Consider the following 14,578-nt stretch of genomic DNA (forward strand, 5'->3'; position numbering starts at 1 on the left):
CAGGAGCATCTGATCATGACCACGAGCCCCGACGCCTACACCTCCGGCAACAGTCGCATCCGCAAGCCGGCGCGTCCCGCACCCTCCGCGCAACCCGAGTGGAACACGCAGCTCGGCAGCGCGATGCCGTTCCACCGCTACCGCCCGTTCCACGAGACCGTCGAGGTCGTCGAGGTACCGGATCGCACGTGGCCGAGTAAGCGGATCGAGAAGGCACCGCTGTGGTGCGCGGTCGACCTGCGGGACGGCAACCAGGCGCTGATCGACCCGATGTCGCCCGCCCGCAAGCGCAAGATGTTCGACCTGCTGGTGCGGATGGGTTTCAAGGAGATCGAGGTCGGTTTCCCTGCCGCGTCGCAGACCGACTTCGACTTCGTCCGCGAGATCATCGAGGACGGCGCGGTGCCCGATGACGTGACGATCCAGGTGCTGACCCAGTGCCGCCCGGAGCTGATCGCGCGCACGTTCGAGTCGCTGCGCGGCGCCCGCAGGGCGATCGTCCACTTCTACAACTCGACGTCGATCCTGCAGCGCAGGGTGGTGTTCCGGTCCGACCGCGACGGCATCAAGAAGATCGCCGTGGACGCCGCGGTGTTCGCGCTCGAAGAGGCTCGCAAGTACCCCGAGACGGACTTCCGCTACGAGTACTCGCCCGAGTCCTACACCGGCACCGAGCTGTCCTACGCACTCGAGGTGTGCGACGCCGTCTCCGCCGTGATCGCGCCGACGCCCGAGAAGCCGCTGATCATCAACCTGCCGGCGACGGTGGAGATGGCCACCCCGAACGTCTACGCGGACTCCATCGAGTGGATGTCGCGCAACCTGGCCCGCCGCGAGTCGATCATCCTGTCGCTGCACCCGCACAACGACCGCGGCACCGGCGTGGCCGCCGCCGAACTGGGTTACCTGGCCGGCGCGGACCGCATCGAGGGCTGCCTGTTCGGCAACGGCGAGCGCACCGGCAACGTGTGCCTGGTGACGCTGGCGATGAACCTGTTCAGCCAGGGCATCGACCCGCAGATCGACTTCTCCGACATCGACGAGGTCCGCCGCACCGTCGAGTACTGCAACCAGCTGCCGGTGGCCGAGCGCCACCCGTACGGCGGCGACCTGGTGTTCACCGCGTTCTCCGGCTCGCACCAGGACGCGATCAAGAAGGGCCTCGAGGCACTGGAGGCCGCCGCCAAGGACGCCGACCAGCACGTCGACGAGTTCCCGTGGGAAGTCCCCTACCTGCCGATCGACCCCAAGGACGTCGGCCGCAATTACGAGGCCGTCATCCGGGTCAACTCGCAGTCCGGCAAGGGCGGCGTCGCCTACCTGATGAAGCAGGAGCACCACCTCGACCTGCCGCGCCGCCTGCAGATCGAGTTCTCCAGGGTGATCCAGGACGTCACCGACACCCAGGGCGGCGAGATCGGCCCGAAGGACATGTGGGACACGTTCGCCACCGAGTACCTCGAGGGCCGCGTCCCGCTGCACCTGGTGCGCCACCGCGCGTCGTCCGACGGCAGCGGCCACGAGGAGATCACCGCGGTGCTGCGCGTCGACGGCGAGGAGCACGAGATCACCGGCTCCGGCAACGGCCCCATCGCGGCGTTCGTCGACGCGCTGGCCTCCGTCGGCTACGACGTCCGCGTGCTCGACTACGCCGAGCACGCCCTGTCCGCCGGTGACGACGCCCGCGCCGCCGCGTACCTCGAGTGCACCGTGGGCGACCGCGTCCTGTGGGGCGTCGGCATCGACAGCTCCACCGTGGCCGCGTCACTGCGCGCGGTCGTCTCCGCGGTCAACCGCGCGAACCGCTGACCCGATCTGCCCGGCGAGCTCGGCCACGAGCTCGCCGGGTCAGGTGGCACTTGCTCGAGAACTCCGTGTGAGGGCAGGCCTTTCGTGTCCAGCACGGAAACACCTGGAGAAACACTCCGGAAACAACTCGACCTGATTGCTGTGCGAATGCTGAAGAACACAGTCGACCGGGATTGTTCACCTGGGTGACGTACGTTCTCGGATCATGAGCGCCACCGCCGCCAGCCTCGCCGTGCTGTTCCTGGTAGCCGCGGTACCGCTGGCCCCGACCGAAGCCGTGCTGATCGGTGCGGGCGTGCTGGCGGCATCCGGCGACCTGCCGCTGCCCGCCGTCATCGCCACGGCCGCCGCGGGCTGCCTCGTCGCGGACCTGGTGAACTTCCACCTCGGCCGCAAGATGGGCATGCGCGCGCTGCAGAAGCTCAACAAGAGCACCAAGGCGCGATCGATGGTCGTGTGGACGGCCGACCAGCTGGCGCGCCGCGGTGAGTCGATCCTGATCGCGGCGCGGTTCATCCCGGCGGGCGGCATCGTCGGCGCGATGCTGGCGGGCTCGTTGAAGTGGCCGCTGAAGCGGTTCGCGCCGGTCGCCGCGATCGGGTCGCTGCTGTGGAGCTGCTACCCGGCGACCGTCGGCTACGTCGGTGGTCAGATCGTCGACGAGCCCGCGCTCGCGATGCTCGTGTCGTTCGGCGTCGCGACGCTGCTGAGCGTTCCCGTCGGCATGGCGATCCGGGCCCGCAACGCCACCCGCGCCCTGTCGTACGCCGACGCGTCGTCGTAGAGCGCGGACGCGGCGTTGGCGGCGTCCAGCAGGGCCACCACCTCGAACGCCAGCTGCTCGGGGTCCGGCAGTCCGGCGTCACGTGCCAGCCGAGCGATCAGCGACAGCTGCTTGCGCCCTGCTTCGGCGATCGCGTCGCGCACCCGGCCGGGTCGTCCGTCGAACTCGGGCCGCACGGACGCGAAGAAGCAGCCGCCGGGGAACACGCGCCGCTCCGAGTAGGACAGCCAGCCCTCGCACAACGTCCACAACGGATCCGCTGAGGCGAGCGCGGGGCGCACGACCTCGTCGACCACCGACTGCTGGGCCAGCGCGACGGTCGCGAGCTGCAGGTCCTCCTTCGAGCCGAACAGCGCGAACACGCCGCTCTTGCTCAGCCCGAGCTCACCGGCCAGCCGCCCGATCGACAGGCTCTCCAGCCCCTCGGCCGACGCGATCTCCGCGGCCCGGCGCAGGATCAGCCTGCGGGACTGCTCGCCCCGCTCCAGCCGTCCGTCCCTGGTCACCCGCACACCGTATCTCGCAAACTAGTAGCACGATCGTTCGTATTGTTTGTAGGCTGCGGGGCCATGGACCTTCGAGCGCTCAACCGCCAGGCACTGGACGTCAACCTCGAGCTGATCGCCACGATCAGGCCGGACCAGTACGAGCTGCGCACGCCGTGCGCGAAGTGGAACATCGGTGAGCTGCTACAACACCTCGTCGACTCGACCTACGGCTTCGCCGGGCAACCCGCGGACGGCAGCTACGCGGACGCCGCGGAGGCGGTCACGAGGAAGTTCAACAGCGACGGCTACCTGGACGAGGTCGCCGACTTCGGCACCTTCGGCAAGCTGCCCGGCAGCGTCAAGGTGGGCGTGCACCTCGTCGACACCGTCGTGCACGCGTGGGACCTCAACCGGGCGCTCGGCCGGCCCGCCGACCTCGACCCGGTACTCGCGCAGGCCGCGCTCAAGCTGGCTGAACGGCTGCCGGACACGCCGCAGGTCCGCGGCCCGGAAGCCGCCTTCAACCACCCGGTCCAGATCGCGGACGACGCCTCGCTGACCGACCGCCTGATCGCCATGAGCGGCCGCACCCCCACCTGGGCCTGAAACGCGTCAGGGGCACCCTCGCGGCGAAGAACGTCGCAAGGGTGCCCCTGACGGCACACATCAGAACTACGGGTTGAGCGCCTCGGTCACCGAAGCGGGACCGACGAGGGGGATGTCCGGCGACATGCCGTCCATCTCCTCGACCAGGATCGGCGCGACCTCGTGCGGCTTGATCTTGCCCGCCTCGATGTCCTCCGCCCAGTGGCACGCCACCTTGTGACCCGGCTTGATCTCGCGCAGCACGGGACGGTCGGTGTCGCACTTGGTCTGCTGCCGCCACGGGCACCGGGTGTGGAACCGGCAGCCCGACGGCGGGTTCGCGGGCGACGGGAGGTCACCCGCGAGCAGGATCCGCTCACGCCGGTCCTCGACCTGCGGGTCGGGCACCGGGACGGCGGACAGCAGGGCACGCGTGTACGGGTGCAGCGGCTCGGCGTACAGGTCGTCCGCGGTCGCCTCTTCGACCAGACCACCCAGGTACATCACGCCGACCCGGTCGGAGATGTGCTTCACGACCGCGAGGTCGTGCGCGATCACCAGGAAGGTCAGCCCGAACTGGTCCTGCAGCTCCTGCAACAGGTTCACGACCTGCGCCTGCACCGACACGTCCAGCGCGGACACCGGCTCGTCGGCGACGATCAGGTCCGGCTCGACCGCCAGCGCACGCGCGATGCCGATGCGCTGCCGCTGACCACCCGAGAACTCGTGCGGGTACTTCCGCAGCGACTTCGCGGGCAGGCCGACCGCGGCCAGGAGCTCGCGCAGGCGCTTGCCCGTCGACTCCTTGCCCTTGTCCATGCCGTGCGCACGCAGACCCTCGACCAGGATGGACTCCACGGACTGCCGCGGGTCCAAAGAGGACAGCGGGTCCTGGAACACCATCTGGATGCGGCGCCGCGTGGTGCGCAGCTCCTCGCCCTTGAGCGACGAGAAGTCCGTGCCGTCGAAGATCATCCGGCCGTTGGTCGGCTCGGTGAGCCGCAGCATCGCCCTGCCCAGCGTGGACTTGCCGCACCCGGACTCGCCGACGAGGCCGTAAGTCTCGCCGCGCTTGATCTCCAGGTCGACGCCGTCCACCGCGTAGACGTAGCCGACCGTGCGGTCCAGCAGCACTCCCCGCTTGATCGGGAAGTGCACCTTCATGTCTTCGACGGATACCAAGGTCTCGGCCGACGTGCGCGTCCCAGCGGAGGACGCCGAAAGCTCGGTCATACCGGCACCTCCTCGACGGCGGGAGTTCCCGGCACCACCGGGTTGTGGCAGCGCAGCAGGCGACCGAGCTGGTCCTCCTCGGCGGGCGTTTCCGAAAAGCACAGGTCCAGCGCGTTCGGGCAGCGCGGAGCGAACGCACACCCTTGCGCCCACGGGATGTTGTCCGAAACCGAGCCCTTGATCGGGGTCAGCTTCTCCCCGCGCGGCGCGTCGAGCCTGGGGATCGACGCGAGCAGGCCGTGCGTGTAGGGGTGACGCGGCCTGGCGAACAGCTCGTGCCGCATCGCCTTCTCGACGACCTTGCCCGCGTACAGGACGTTCACCTCGTCGCACAGTCCCGCGACGACACCGAGGTCGTGCGTGATCATGACGAGCGCGGTGCCGAGGTCCTGCACCAGTTCCTTCATCAGCGCCAGGATCTGCGCCTGGATGGTCACGTCGAGCGCGGTGGTGGGCTCGTCCGCGATCAGCAGCTTCGGACGGCAGGCCAGCGCGATCGCGATGAGCGCGCGCTGCCGCATGCCGCCGGAGAGCTGGTGCGGGTACTCGGTGAGCCGCCGGTTGGGGTCGGGGATGCCGACCTTGTCCAGCAGGTCCTTCGCCTCGCTCATCGCTTCCTTGCGCGACATGCCGCGGTGCCGTTCCAGCACCTCGGACACCTGCACGCCGATCGGGATGACCGGGTTCAGCGACGACAGCGGGTCCTGGAACACCATGCCCAGGTCGCGGCCGCGGCGGTCGCGCATCTCGCGGTCCGACAGCTTCAGCAGCTCGGTGCCGTCGTAGACGACCGAGCCGGTGACGCGCGCACCGCGCTTGGGCAGCAGGCCCATGATCGCGAGCGACGTGACGGACTTGCCGCAGCCGGACTCGCCGACGAGGCCGACCGTCTGGCCGGGCTCGACGTCGAAGCTGACGCCGTCCACGGCCCGGAACGGGTCCTCGCCCTTGCGCTCGAAGACCACGGTGAGGTCACGAACTTCCAGTAGTGCCACGACGACTCACCGCCTGTTCTTCGGGTCGAGTGCCTCGCGCAACGTCTCACCCATCAACGTGAAGCCGAGCGCGACGATGATGATGCAGACCGCGGGCCACACCGCGAGGTGCGGATGCGTGTCGAACACCTTCTGCACGTCGCCGAGCATCTGGCCCCACTCCGGAACCCGGTCGTTGGGGTTGCCGAGACCGAGGAACGACAGCGCGGCCGCCTCGATGATCGCGGTCGCCAGCACCAGCGTGGACTGGACGATCACCGGACCGAGCGAGTTCGGCAGCATGTGCCGGAAGATGATCGCGCCGCGCTTCACGCCGAGCGACGTCGCCGCGAGCACGTGGTCACTCCCGCGCTGCGCGAGCATCGAGCCTCTCAGCAGTCGCGCGAACACCGGGATCTGCACGATCGAGATCGCGATGATCACCGAGAACTGGCTCGGCCGCGCGAACATGGCCGCGATGCTGAACGCCAGCAGCAGTGCCGGAAGCGACAGCATGACGTCGACCAGGCGCATGACGACCGAGTCGACCCAGCCGCCGATCGCGCCGGCCAGCGTGCCGAGGATCAGCCCGCCGGTCAGTCCGATCAGCGTCGCACCGACGCCGACGATCAGCGTCTGCTGCGAGCCGACCAGCATGCGCGACAGGAAGTCGCGGCCCTGCAGGTCACCGCCGAGCGGGTGGCCCGGCTGCGGTGCCGGGATCTCGTTGCGCGCCTTGATGACCTGGGTGATCAACATCGGATCACCGGGGTCGTGCGGCGCCAGCCACGGCGACAGGATCGACAGGACGACGAAGACGGCGGTGATGCCCGCGCCGATGAGGAACACCGGGCTGCGGCGCAGTCTCTTCCAGGCGCTGGCCGCGAGCGAGACGCCCGCGCTCTCCGCCAGGTCGTCGATCTTTTCCTTCTTGGTAACACCGAGTGCCATGTGGATCACCTAGCCCTGATGCGCGGGTCGATCAGCGCGTACGAGAGGTCCACCAGCAGGTTGACCAGGACGTAGACGATCGTCGCCATGATGATCAGCAACAGCAGCACCGGATAGTCACGTCTTTCGAAGCCGAGCGCGAGCGCCTCGCCGACACCGGCGAAGCCGAACACCTTCTCGGTGAGCACGGCGCCGGAGAGCAACGCACCGGTCTGCAGGCCGACCGTGGTGACGACCGGCAGCATCGCGTTGCGCAGCACGTGCCTGCGGCGGATGACCTGCGCGGTGAGACCCTTGGACTCGGCGGTGCGCACGAAGTCCTCGTCGAGCACGTCGAGCACCGCGGCGCGGGTGATCCGGAAGATCACCGCGAACGGGATGCTGGACAGCGCGAGCGCGGGCAGGATCAGGTGTTCCAGCGCGTTGAACGTCGCGTCCCACTCACCGGTGAGGATGCCGTCGAGCGTGAAGAACCCGGTGACGCGCGTGGCCTCGATGGCGTCCTGCCGCCCGGTGGACGGGAGGCCGAGAGCCTTCGAGAAGACGTCCTTCAGCACGTACGCCAGGAAGAACACCGGAATCGCGACGCCGACCAGCGAACCGATGACGCTGGAGTTGTCGAACCAGGTGCCGCGGCGCTTGGCCGCGAGGTACCCGAGCGGAATGCCGAACACGATGGCGATGACGAGCGCGAACACGCTCAGTTCGACCGTCGCGGGGAAGCGCTGGAGGAAGATCTCCATCGCGGAGTCGCCGGGCTGGACGCCGTTGGAGACACCGAAGTCTCCGGACAGGGCGCGCCCGAGGAACTTGAAGTACTGGATGAGGATCGGCTGGTCCAGGCCGAGCTGTTTGGTGAGTGCCGCCCGCGACTCCGGCGTGGCGCGCTCCCCCAGGAGGGCCGAGACCGGCCCTCCTGGAAGGGAACGCAACCACGCGAAGAGCAGCAGGGAGAGCACCAGCACCACGCCGACCAGCTGGATCAGCCGTCGAATCGTGTAGCGGAGCACGGAGCTACCCCGTTGTTCTCTCTATTGAGCTGTCTGGCCGTGGAGCGAGGGCGTCAGCCCTTGCTCGCGGGGCCGAACTTCTCGTCGGTCAACGGGCTGGGCACGATGCCCTTGATGTCCTTCTTCAGCACCAGTGCAGGCGGCGAGTGGGACACCGGGATGGCCGGGAGGTACTCCTCCATGATCTTCTTGTTCAGGTCGGAGTACATCTGGGTGCGCTTCGCCTCGTCCGGCTCGGAGTTGGCAGCGGCCAGCGCGTCGGCCAGCGACTTGCCCCACGCCGACGCACCCGTGTTGAAGCGGTTGTCGGTGCGGCCGAAGAACGTGCCGATCCAGTTCTGCGCGGTGCCGTTGTCACCGGTCCAGCCGAGGAGGAACAGGTCCGGGACGCCGTTGTCGACGTCGGTCAGGTAGCCGCCGTTCCACGGCTTGCTGACGGTGTCGAGCTTGATGCCGGCCTTCTCCAGGTCGCCCGCGATCGCGCCGTAGATGTCCTTCGGGGAAGGCATGTACGGACGGGTGACCTCGGTCGGCCAGTAGAACTTCAGCGTCAGGCCCTCGGCGCCGGCTTCCTTCAGCAGCGACTTGGCCTTCTCGAGGTCGTACTTGACCTCGGGAACGCTCTTGTTGAAGCCGTTGATGGTGTCCGGCATGAACTGCGTCGCGACCTTGGCGCCCTCGGGCAGCTGCGACTTGACCAGCTGCTCGCGGTTGATCGCCGACATGATCGCCTGGCGGACCTTCAGGTCCTGCAGCTTCGGGTTGTTCTTCTGGTTGATGCCCAGGTACATGACGTTGAACGCCGGACGGATCGCGACGTTGAAGCCCTTGTCCTGCAGGCCCTTCCAGTCAGCCGCGTTCGGCAGGTCGTAGCCGTCGATGTCGCCGGCCTCGAGCGCCTGCTTGCGGGCGGTCTCGTCCGGGATGATCCGGAAGACGACCTTGTCCAGCTTGGCCTTGTCGCCGTGGTAGTCGTCGTTGCGGACGAGCTCGACCACGTTGTTGGCCTTGTCGAACTTGCCGAACTTGAACGGGCCGGTCCCCGTCGGGTGCTCGTTCGCGTAGGCCGGGTAGGTGAAGCTGTCACCGGCCTGGACGACGTTGTCGGCGTCGTACTTCTTCAGCGCCTCGGGGCTGGAGATGGAGAACGACGTGAAGCCGAGCACCGAGGGGAACTGCGAGGTCGCGCCGGTCAGCTCGACGACCGCGGTCTTCGCGTCCTTGGCGGTGCAGGACTTGTACAGCGAGGGCTTGTCCGGCGTGTCGGCGAAGCCACCGAAGTTGTCCAGCCAGTACTGGGAGACCGCGTCGCTCTGCGCCGCGCCCTTCTGGTTGTACCAGCGGTTGAAGTTGACGCAGGTCGCCTCGGCGTTGAAGGGGGTGCCGTCGTGGAACTTGACGCCCTCCTTCAGCGTGAACGTCCAGGTCTTGCCGTCGGGGGTGGATTCCCACTTCGTCGCCAGCGCGGGCTCGACCTCAGCCGTGCCGGGCTTGAAGCCGACCAGACCCTCGTACATCTGGCGGGACACGCGGAACGTCTCGCCATCGGTCGCGTAGAACGGATCGAACAGCTTCGGTGCACCTGCTGCGCCGAAGGTGAACGTGCCACCGACCTTGCCTGAACCGGTGTCCGAACCGCGCTCTGATGTGGCGCAGGCGGACAGGGCGAGCGCGGCTGCGCCGGTGATGCCGATCGCGGCAATCAAACGGCGGCGAGCCGTACCTGAATGGATCATCAAACACCCCTTGGAACAATCCGCACATCTCACGGTGTGGTCGCCGACCATAACCGGTGCACATACCCCTTCCGAGGCAACACAGGTCACGATCCGGCCACTAGACCAGGCATTCTGATACGTCTGGCGCACATTCGCTGACCCAACGTGACCAGGGATGATCGGGCAGACGCTCTCCTAGGCTGTAGAACGGACATCGACAACAGGAAGGGAGGTCGCATGAGCCGGCAGGTCGAGTTCCGCGTACTCGGCCCTCTGCAGGTGCTCGTCGACTCCGAGCCGCTGCTCGTGCGGGCCGGAAGGCAGCGGGCGCTGCTCGTCTCCCTGTTGCTGCGGGCCGGCACGAGTGTCTCCGTGGACGAACTGGCCGAGAACGTGTGGGGCGAGGACCCTCCCGCGCGCGCCAGGGCCACGTTGCAGACCTACGTCATGCGCCTCAGACAGCTGCTCGGACCCGCGACGCCGATCCGCACGGTGCCGGACGGGTACCTCATCGACGTCGACGAGAAGACCATCGACCTGCTGCGCTTCGAGCCGCTCATCGAGCAGGGCGAACAGGAGCGCGCGGCGGGCAACCTCCCGGCCGCCTCCGCCGCGTTCACCGCGGCTCTCGGGCTCTGGCGCGGACCGGCCATGGTCGACGTGCCGTCCGAGATCCTGCACCGCGACGAGGTGCCGCGCCTCAACGAGCGCCGCCTGCACGTGATGGAGCGCAGGGTCGAGGTCGACCTCGAGCTGGGCAGGCACGCCGAGCTCGTGGCTGAGCTGTCCCGGCTGACCAGCGAACATCCGCTGCGCGAGCGGTTCTGGGCGCAGCTGATGATCGCCCTCTACCGCTCCGGGCGGCAGAGCGAGGCGCTCGCCGCGTACCAGCGCGTTTCGTCGTTGCTGGCCGACGAGCTCGGCATCGACCCCGGTGACGAGCTGCGCCGAGTGCACAACCAGGTGCTGACCGGGTCCATCGACTCGGTGAACTCGGACAGCCCCAGCACGCCGCTGGTCGCGAAGCCGGAGCGCGTCGTCCCGTCCCAGCTCCCCGCGGACATCGGTGACTTCGTCGGCCGCGACGAGGCCGTTTCGCTGATCATCGCGCTGCTGCGGACCGCGCAGGGCGTGCCGGTCGTGACGCTCGCCGGCCCGCCCGGTGTCGGCAAGACCGCGCTGGCCGTGCACGCGGCGCACCGGATGCGCGGGGACTTCCCGGACGGCCAGCTCTACGTGAACCTGCGCGGCTACGCGCCCGGCCCGCCGCTCTCGGCGGTGGACGTGCTGCCGCGGTTCCTCCGCGCGCTCGGAACTCCACCCGATCAGGTGCCACTCGATCAGGACGAGCAGGAGGCGATGTTCCGGTCGACGCTGACCGGCCAGCAGGTGCTGCTGGTGCTGGACAACGCGTCGTCCGCGGAGCAGATCCGCCCGCTGCTGCCCGGCTCACCCGGCTGCGCGGTGCTCGTGACCAGCCGCGACACGCTGCGCGGCCTCGCCGTGTCGCACGCGGCGTCGAACGTGCGGCTCGACGTGCTCGACGCGACCGAGACCCGGTCGCTCCTGCAGGGCATCCTCGGCGAGGACGCGGTCGCGGACGAGCGCGCGGCGGCCGACGAGCTGGCGTCGTTGTGCGCGCACCTGCCGCTGGCCCTGCGCATCGCGGCCGCGAACCTGGTGTCGCGCCCGGAGCTGTCGGTCTCGGACTACGTGGAGGAGCTGCGCGCGGGCAACCGGCTCGCGGCACTGGCCGTGGAGGGCGACGAGCGGGTCGCCGTGCACGCCGCGTTCGACCTCTCCTACACGGCGCTGAAGCCCGACCTGGCGCAGCTGTTCCGCAGGCTGTCGCTGGCGCCGGGCACCGACTTCACCCCCGAGATGGCCGCCGCGCTGTCCGGCCTGACCACGCAGGACGCCCGTCGCCGCCTCGACCGGCTGGCGACCGCGAACCTGATCACGAACCACGCGCCGTCGCGCTACCAGTTCCACGACCTGCTGCGCGACTACGCGGCCGAGCGCCTGGCGTTCGAGGACGGCCTCGCCGACTCGCGGCTGGCGCTGCGCCGGTTGATCGACTGGTGCGTGCGCTCGGTCGACAACGCCACGGAGGCGTTGAAGAGCACGCTGATGCGGTTCCCCCGGCCGGAGCCGCGCGAGGGCGTCACGCCGCGCACGTTCAGCTCGTCGACCGAGGCGCTGACCTGGCTCGACGCCGAGCGCGCCAATCTCGTCGCGTTGGTCGCGTACGCGGTGGAGCGGGACCCGGAGAGCGCGGTCTGGCTCCTGTCGGACGCGCTGCGCGGCTACTTCTACACGCAGGGCCTGCCCGTCGAGTGGCGCGAGACCGCCAAGGCGGGCCTGGCCGGTGCGCGCTCGCCGCGGGACGAGATGGGTCAGCTCGCGATGCTGTTCTCGCTCGGCACGCTGTACTGGATGACCGGCCAGCACCGGGTGGCGCTGGACTACTACCAGCAGGCGATCCCGATCCAGGAGCAGCTGGGCAGCCTGCCGGAGGTCGAGGCGGCGGTGCTGTCGAACGCGGGCAGCGTCTACATCGACCTCGGTGAGCTGGAGTCCGCGGCGACCCACCTCGAGCGCGCGCTGGTGATCACCAGGCGGATCCAGTCCGACCAGCTGCAGGCCACGGCCCTGTTCAACCTCGGCGGCGTCTACCACCAGCTCGGCCAGCTCGACCGCGCGATGGCGTCGTTCGAGGAGGCGCTGGAGGTCGGCACCCGGCTGGACGCGTGGATCACCCAGGCCAACAGCATGCGTGCACTGGGCGAGGTGCACGCGCTGCTCGGACGTCCGGAGACCGCCGTGTCGTACTTCGTGCAGGCCGGCGCTCTCTACGAGCGCGCCAACGCGCGCACGTTCGCCAACACGACGCACGAGGGTCTCGCGATCACGCTGACCATGCGCGGTCGTTTCGAGGAGGCCGCCGCCGAGGCCCGTGCGGCGGTCGCGCTCGCCACCGACCTGGAGAACGTCAAGGCCGTGTGCGACGCCAAGAACATGCTCGGGCGCGCTCTGGAAGGCGCCGGACGTCCGGAGGAGGCGATCGTCGAGCACCTGGAGGCCCTGGCGATCGCGCAGGACACCAGCTACCCGTGGGGCAACTGCGCCGCCCGCCGCGGTCTGGCCTCGGCCTACCGGGCTGTCGGCAGGCTCGACGACGCGTTCGGGATGGCCCGTGAGGCGCTGGACCGGGCCGAGCGGTACCAGTTCCGGCTGGCCGAGATGGACGTGCTGGTCACGCTGGGGCGGATCCACCTGTCGACCGGGGACGCCTTGGGTGCCTTGGACTGCGCGCGACGGGCCGCGTCACTGGGTGAGACCTCGGGGCAACGGCTGGTGCACGCGCGTTCGATGCACCTGGCCGGAGACGCGTTGCGGGCGTCCGGATCCGTTGAGGACGCGCGGAAGCACTGGAAGATCGCGCTGGACCTGTTCGTCGAGATCGGCACTCCGGAGGCTGAGGTCGTTCGAGCTCAGCTCGACGTGACAACGTAGTCAGCGCGCGCTTTCGTTCCGTCGACGGCGAACCAGCCCCGTTCGAACGCCTGCCACCTGGTCAGGTGCTCGCGGCTCTTCTCACCGTCCCTGGCGACCGCGCGTTCGAGCCGTTCGTCCGCGTCTTCGAGCTCGACCCAGATCGCCGCGGTGAGTTTGTCCGCAATGGACTTTCGCGCTGACGAAACCCCTTCTACGACAAGGATTTCTGTTGGCCTGATGGTCCTGTCTTCGCCGGGCTTCGGGAAGCCTTCCGACCAGTCGGTCATCCGGTACGTGGCTTCCTCGTTCTCGGCGATCTTGTCGAGGACCGCTCGGAGGCGCGGCCACCACGCGACCGGGTCGTCCCACGTGGCGAAGTGGTCGGTTGGGATGAGCGTCGCGTTCAGTTGTGCCGCAAGGGTTTTCGCGAACGTCGACTTGCCAGCGCCGGACGGCCCGTCCACCGCGACGAGGCGTGTTCGCCCCAGCCGCGGTGGACGTTCGGTCACATGCTCCGGCGACCAGATAGGGCACGCCCCAGGGTGAGCTCGTCGGCGAACTCCAGGTCTCCGCCCATCGGCAGGCCGCTGGCGAGCCGCGTGACGGTGAGGCCGGGGAAGTCGCGCAACATCCGCACCAGGTACGTGGCCGTGGCCTCGCCCTCGGTGTTCGGGTCGGTCGCGATGATCACCTCGGCGATGTCCACCCCGTTGACCGCCGTGCCGATGCGATTGAGCAGCTGCCGGATGCGCAGCTGGTCGGGACCGATGCCGCTCAACGGGTCGAGCGCGCCACCGAGCACGTGGTAGCGCCCCCTGAACTCGCGGGTCCGCTCGACGGCGAGCACGTCCTTCGGCTCCTCGACGACGCACACCAGCGTGAGGTCCCGCTTGGGGTCGCGGCAGATGCGGCACGTGGTCTCCGCGCTCACGTTGCCGCAGACGTCGCAGAACATGACGCCTTCCTTCACCTTCTGGAGTGCGTCCTGCAGCTTCTGGATGTCCGCCGTCTCGGCCGCGAGCAGGTGGAACGCGATCCGCTGCGCGCTCTTCGGACCCACGCCCGGCAGCCGGCCGAGCTCGTCGATCAGGTCCTGTACCGGCCCCTCGTACATCAGCCCAGCAACCCGCCGAGCCCACCCGACGCGAGCGGGCCGAGCTTGGCCTCGACCAGTTCCTGCGCGGCGCGGTTGGCGTCCCTGACCGCGGCGACCACGAGGTCGGCGAGGGTGTCGACGTCGTCGGGGTCGACGACCTTCGGGTCGATGACGATGCCCTTGAGCTCGCCGCCGCCGGTCACCGTCGCGGTGACCAGCCCGCCACCTGCCGTCCCGGTGACCTCGGTCTCGGCCAGCTCCTGCTGGGCCACCGCCATCTGCTGCTGCATGTTCTGCGCCTGCTGGAGGAGCTGCTGCATGTCGAACTGACCGGGTTGCACCGCTTGGTCCTCTCCTTCGTCTGGAAACTTCAAGCGTAGGCGAACCCGGCGGGGCGCCGATTCCAGCGCGCGAAACGCGCCGACGGCGCGC

General features: G+C 69.0%; 12 protein-coding genes and 1 pseudogene. 4 read left to right on the top strand and 9 right to left on the bottom strand.

What is annotated here, in order from left to right:
- Window positions 1-15 precede the first annotated feature (15 nt).
- Window positions 16-1,809: a 2-isopropylmalate synthase gene (gene leuA, locus FKR81_RS14950; RefSeq protein WP_146352285.1), complete on the top strand. Its 1,794-nt coding sequence runs from the start codon at window positions 16-18 to the stop codon at window positions 1,807-1,809.
- Window positions 1,810-2,014: 205 nt separating this feature from the next.
- Window positions 2,015-2,437: pseudogene (locus FKR81_RS14955) on the top strand (DedA family protein); the annotation flags it as partial.
- A gap of 20 nt (window positions 2,438-2,457) precedes the next feature.
- On the opposite strand, the gene FKR81_RS14960 reads toward FKR81_RS14955, so the two are convergent.
- A complete protein-coding gene (locus tag FKR81_RS14960; RefSeq protein ID WP_146352287.1) occupies window positions 2,458-3,099 on the bottom strand; it encodes a TetR/AcrR family transcriptional regulator in 642 nt (213 codons plus the stop codon).
- Window positions 3,100-3,162: 63 nt separating this feature from the next.
- Between FKR81_RS14960 and FKR81_RS14965 the strand changes: the two genes are divergently transcribed.
- Window positions 3,163-3,687, top strand: a complete 525-nt coding sequence (locus FKR81_RS14965) for a TIGR03086 family metal-binding protein (RefSeq protein WP_146352289.1) — start codon at window positions 3,163-3,165, stop codon at window positions 3,685-3,687.
- Between the two features lie 66 nt (window positions 3,688-3,753).
- Here FKR81_RS14965 and FKR81_RS14970 read toward each other — a convergent pair whose 3' ends face one another.
- The 5 genes from FKR81_RS14970 to FKR81_RS14990 are packed head-to-tail and all read right to left on the bottom strand — an operon-like array spanning window position 3,754 to window position 9,570.
- Window positions 3,754-4,899, bottom strand: a complete 1,146-nt coding sequence (locus FKR81_RS14970; protein ID WP_146352291.1) for an ABC transporter ATP-binding protein — start codon at window positions 4,897-4,899, stop codon at window positions 3,754-3,756.
- Entirely contained in the window at window positions 4,896-5,894 is a 999-nt protein-coding gene (locus FKR81_RS14975) for an ABC transporter ATP-binding protein (protein WP_146352293.1), read from the bottom strand. The genes FKR81_RS14970 and FKR81_RS14975 overlap by 4 nt, the downstream gene beginning before the upstream one ends.
- A 6-nt stretch (window positions 5,895-5,900) precedes the next feature.
- Entirely contained in the window at window positions 5,901-6,824 is a 924-nt protein-coding gene (locus FKR81_RS14980; RefSeq protein WP_146352294.1) for an ABC transporter permease, read from the bottom strand.
- A 5-nt stretch (window positions 6,825-6,829) separates the two neighbouring features.
- Window positions 6,830-7,834, bottom strand: a complete 1,005-nt coding sequence (locus FKR81_RS14985) for an ABC transporter permease (RefSeq protein ID WP_146352297.1) — start codon at window positions 7,832-7,834, stop codon at window positions 6,830-6,832.
- Window positions 7,835-7,887: 53 nt separating this feature from the next.
- Window positions 7,888-9,570, bottom strand: a complete 1,683-nt coding sequence (locus FKR81_RS14990; RefSeq protein WP_146352299.1) for an ABC transporter substrate-binding protein — start codon at window positions 9,568-9,570, stop codon at window positions 7,888-7,890.
- Between the two features lie 219 nt (window positions 9,571-9,789).
- On the opposite strand from FKR81_RS14990, the gene FKR81_RS14995 reads away from it, so the two are divergent.
- Window positions 9,790-13,068 carry an AfsR/SARP family transcriptional regulator gene (locus tag FKR81_RS14995; protein ID WP_146352301.1) on the top strand — a complete coding sequence of 1,093 codons (3,279 nt, stop codon included), beginning with the start codon at window positions 9,790-9,792 and terminating at the stop codon, window positions 13,066-13,068.
- Here the strand turns inward: FKR81_RS14995 and FKR81_RS15000 are convergent.
- Genes FKR81_RS15000 through FKR81_RS15010 form a run of 3 tightly spaced genes read right to left on the bottom strand, consistent with a single transcriptional unit; the run spans window position 13,047 to window position 14,466 of the window.
- Window positions 13,047-13,559, bottom strand: a complete 513-nt coding sequence (locus FKR81_RS15000) for a uridine kinase family protein (protein WP_146352303.1) — start codon at window positions 13,557-13,559, stop codon at window positions 13,047-13,049. The genes FKR81_RS14995 and FKR81_RS15000 overlap by 22 nt on opposite strands.
- Complete coding sequence (gene recR, locus FKR81_RS15005) at window positions 13,556-14,164, bottom strand: recombination mediator RecR (RefSeq protein ID WP_146352305.1); 609 nt, start codon at window positions 14,162-14,164, stop codon at window positions 13,556-13,558. The genes FKR81_RS15000 and recR overlap by 4 nt, the downstream gene beginning before the upstream one ends.
- Complete coding sequence (locus tag FKR81_RS15010) at window positions 14,164-14,466, bottom strand: YbaB/EbfC family nucleoid-associated protein (RefSeq protein WP_146352558.1); 303 nt, start codon at window positions 14,464-14,466, stop codon at window positions 14,164-14,166. The genes recR and FKR81_RS15010 overlap by 1 nt, the downstream gene beginning before the upstream one ends.
- Window positions 14,467-14,578: the final 112 nt, after the last annotated feature.

The sequence above is a fragment of the Lentzea tibetensis genome (assembly GCF_007845675.1).
In the GTDB taxonomy this organism is placed as follows: domain Bacteria; phylum Actinomycetota; class Actinomycetes; order Mycobacteriales; family Pseudonocardiaceae; genus Lentzea; species Lentzea tibetensis.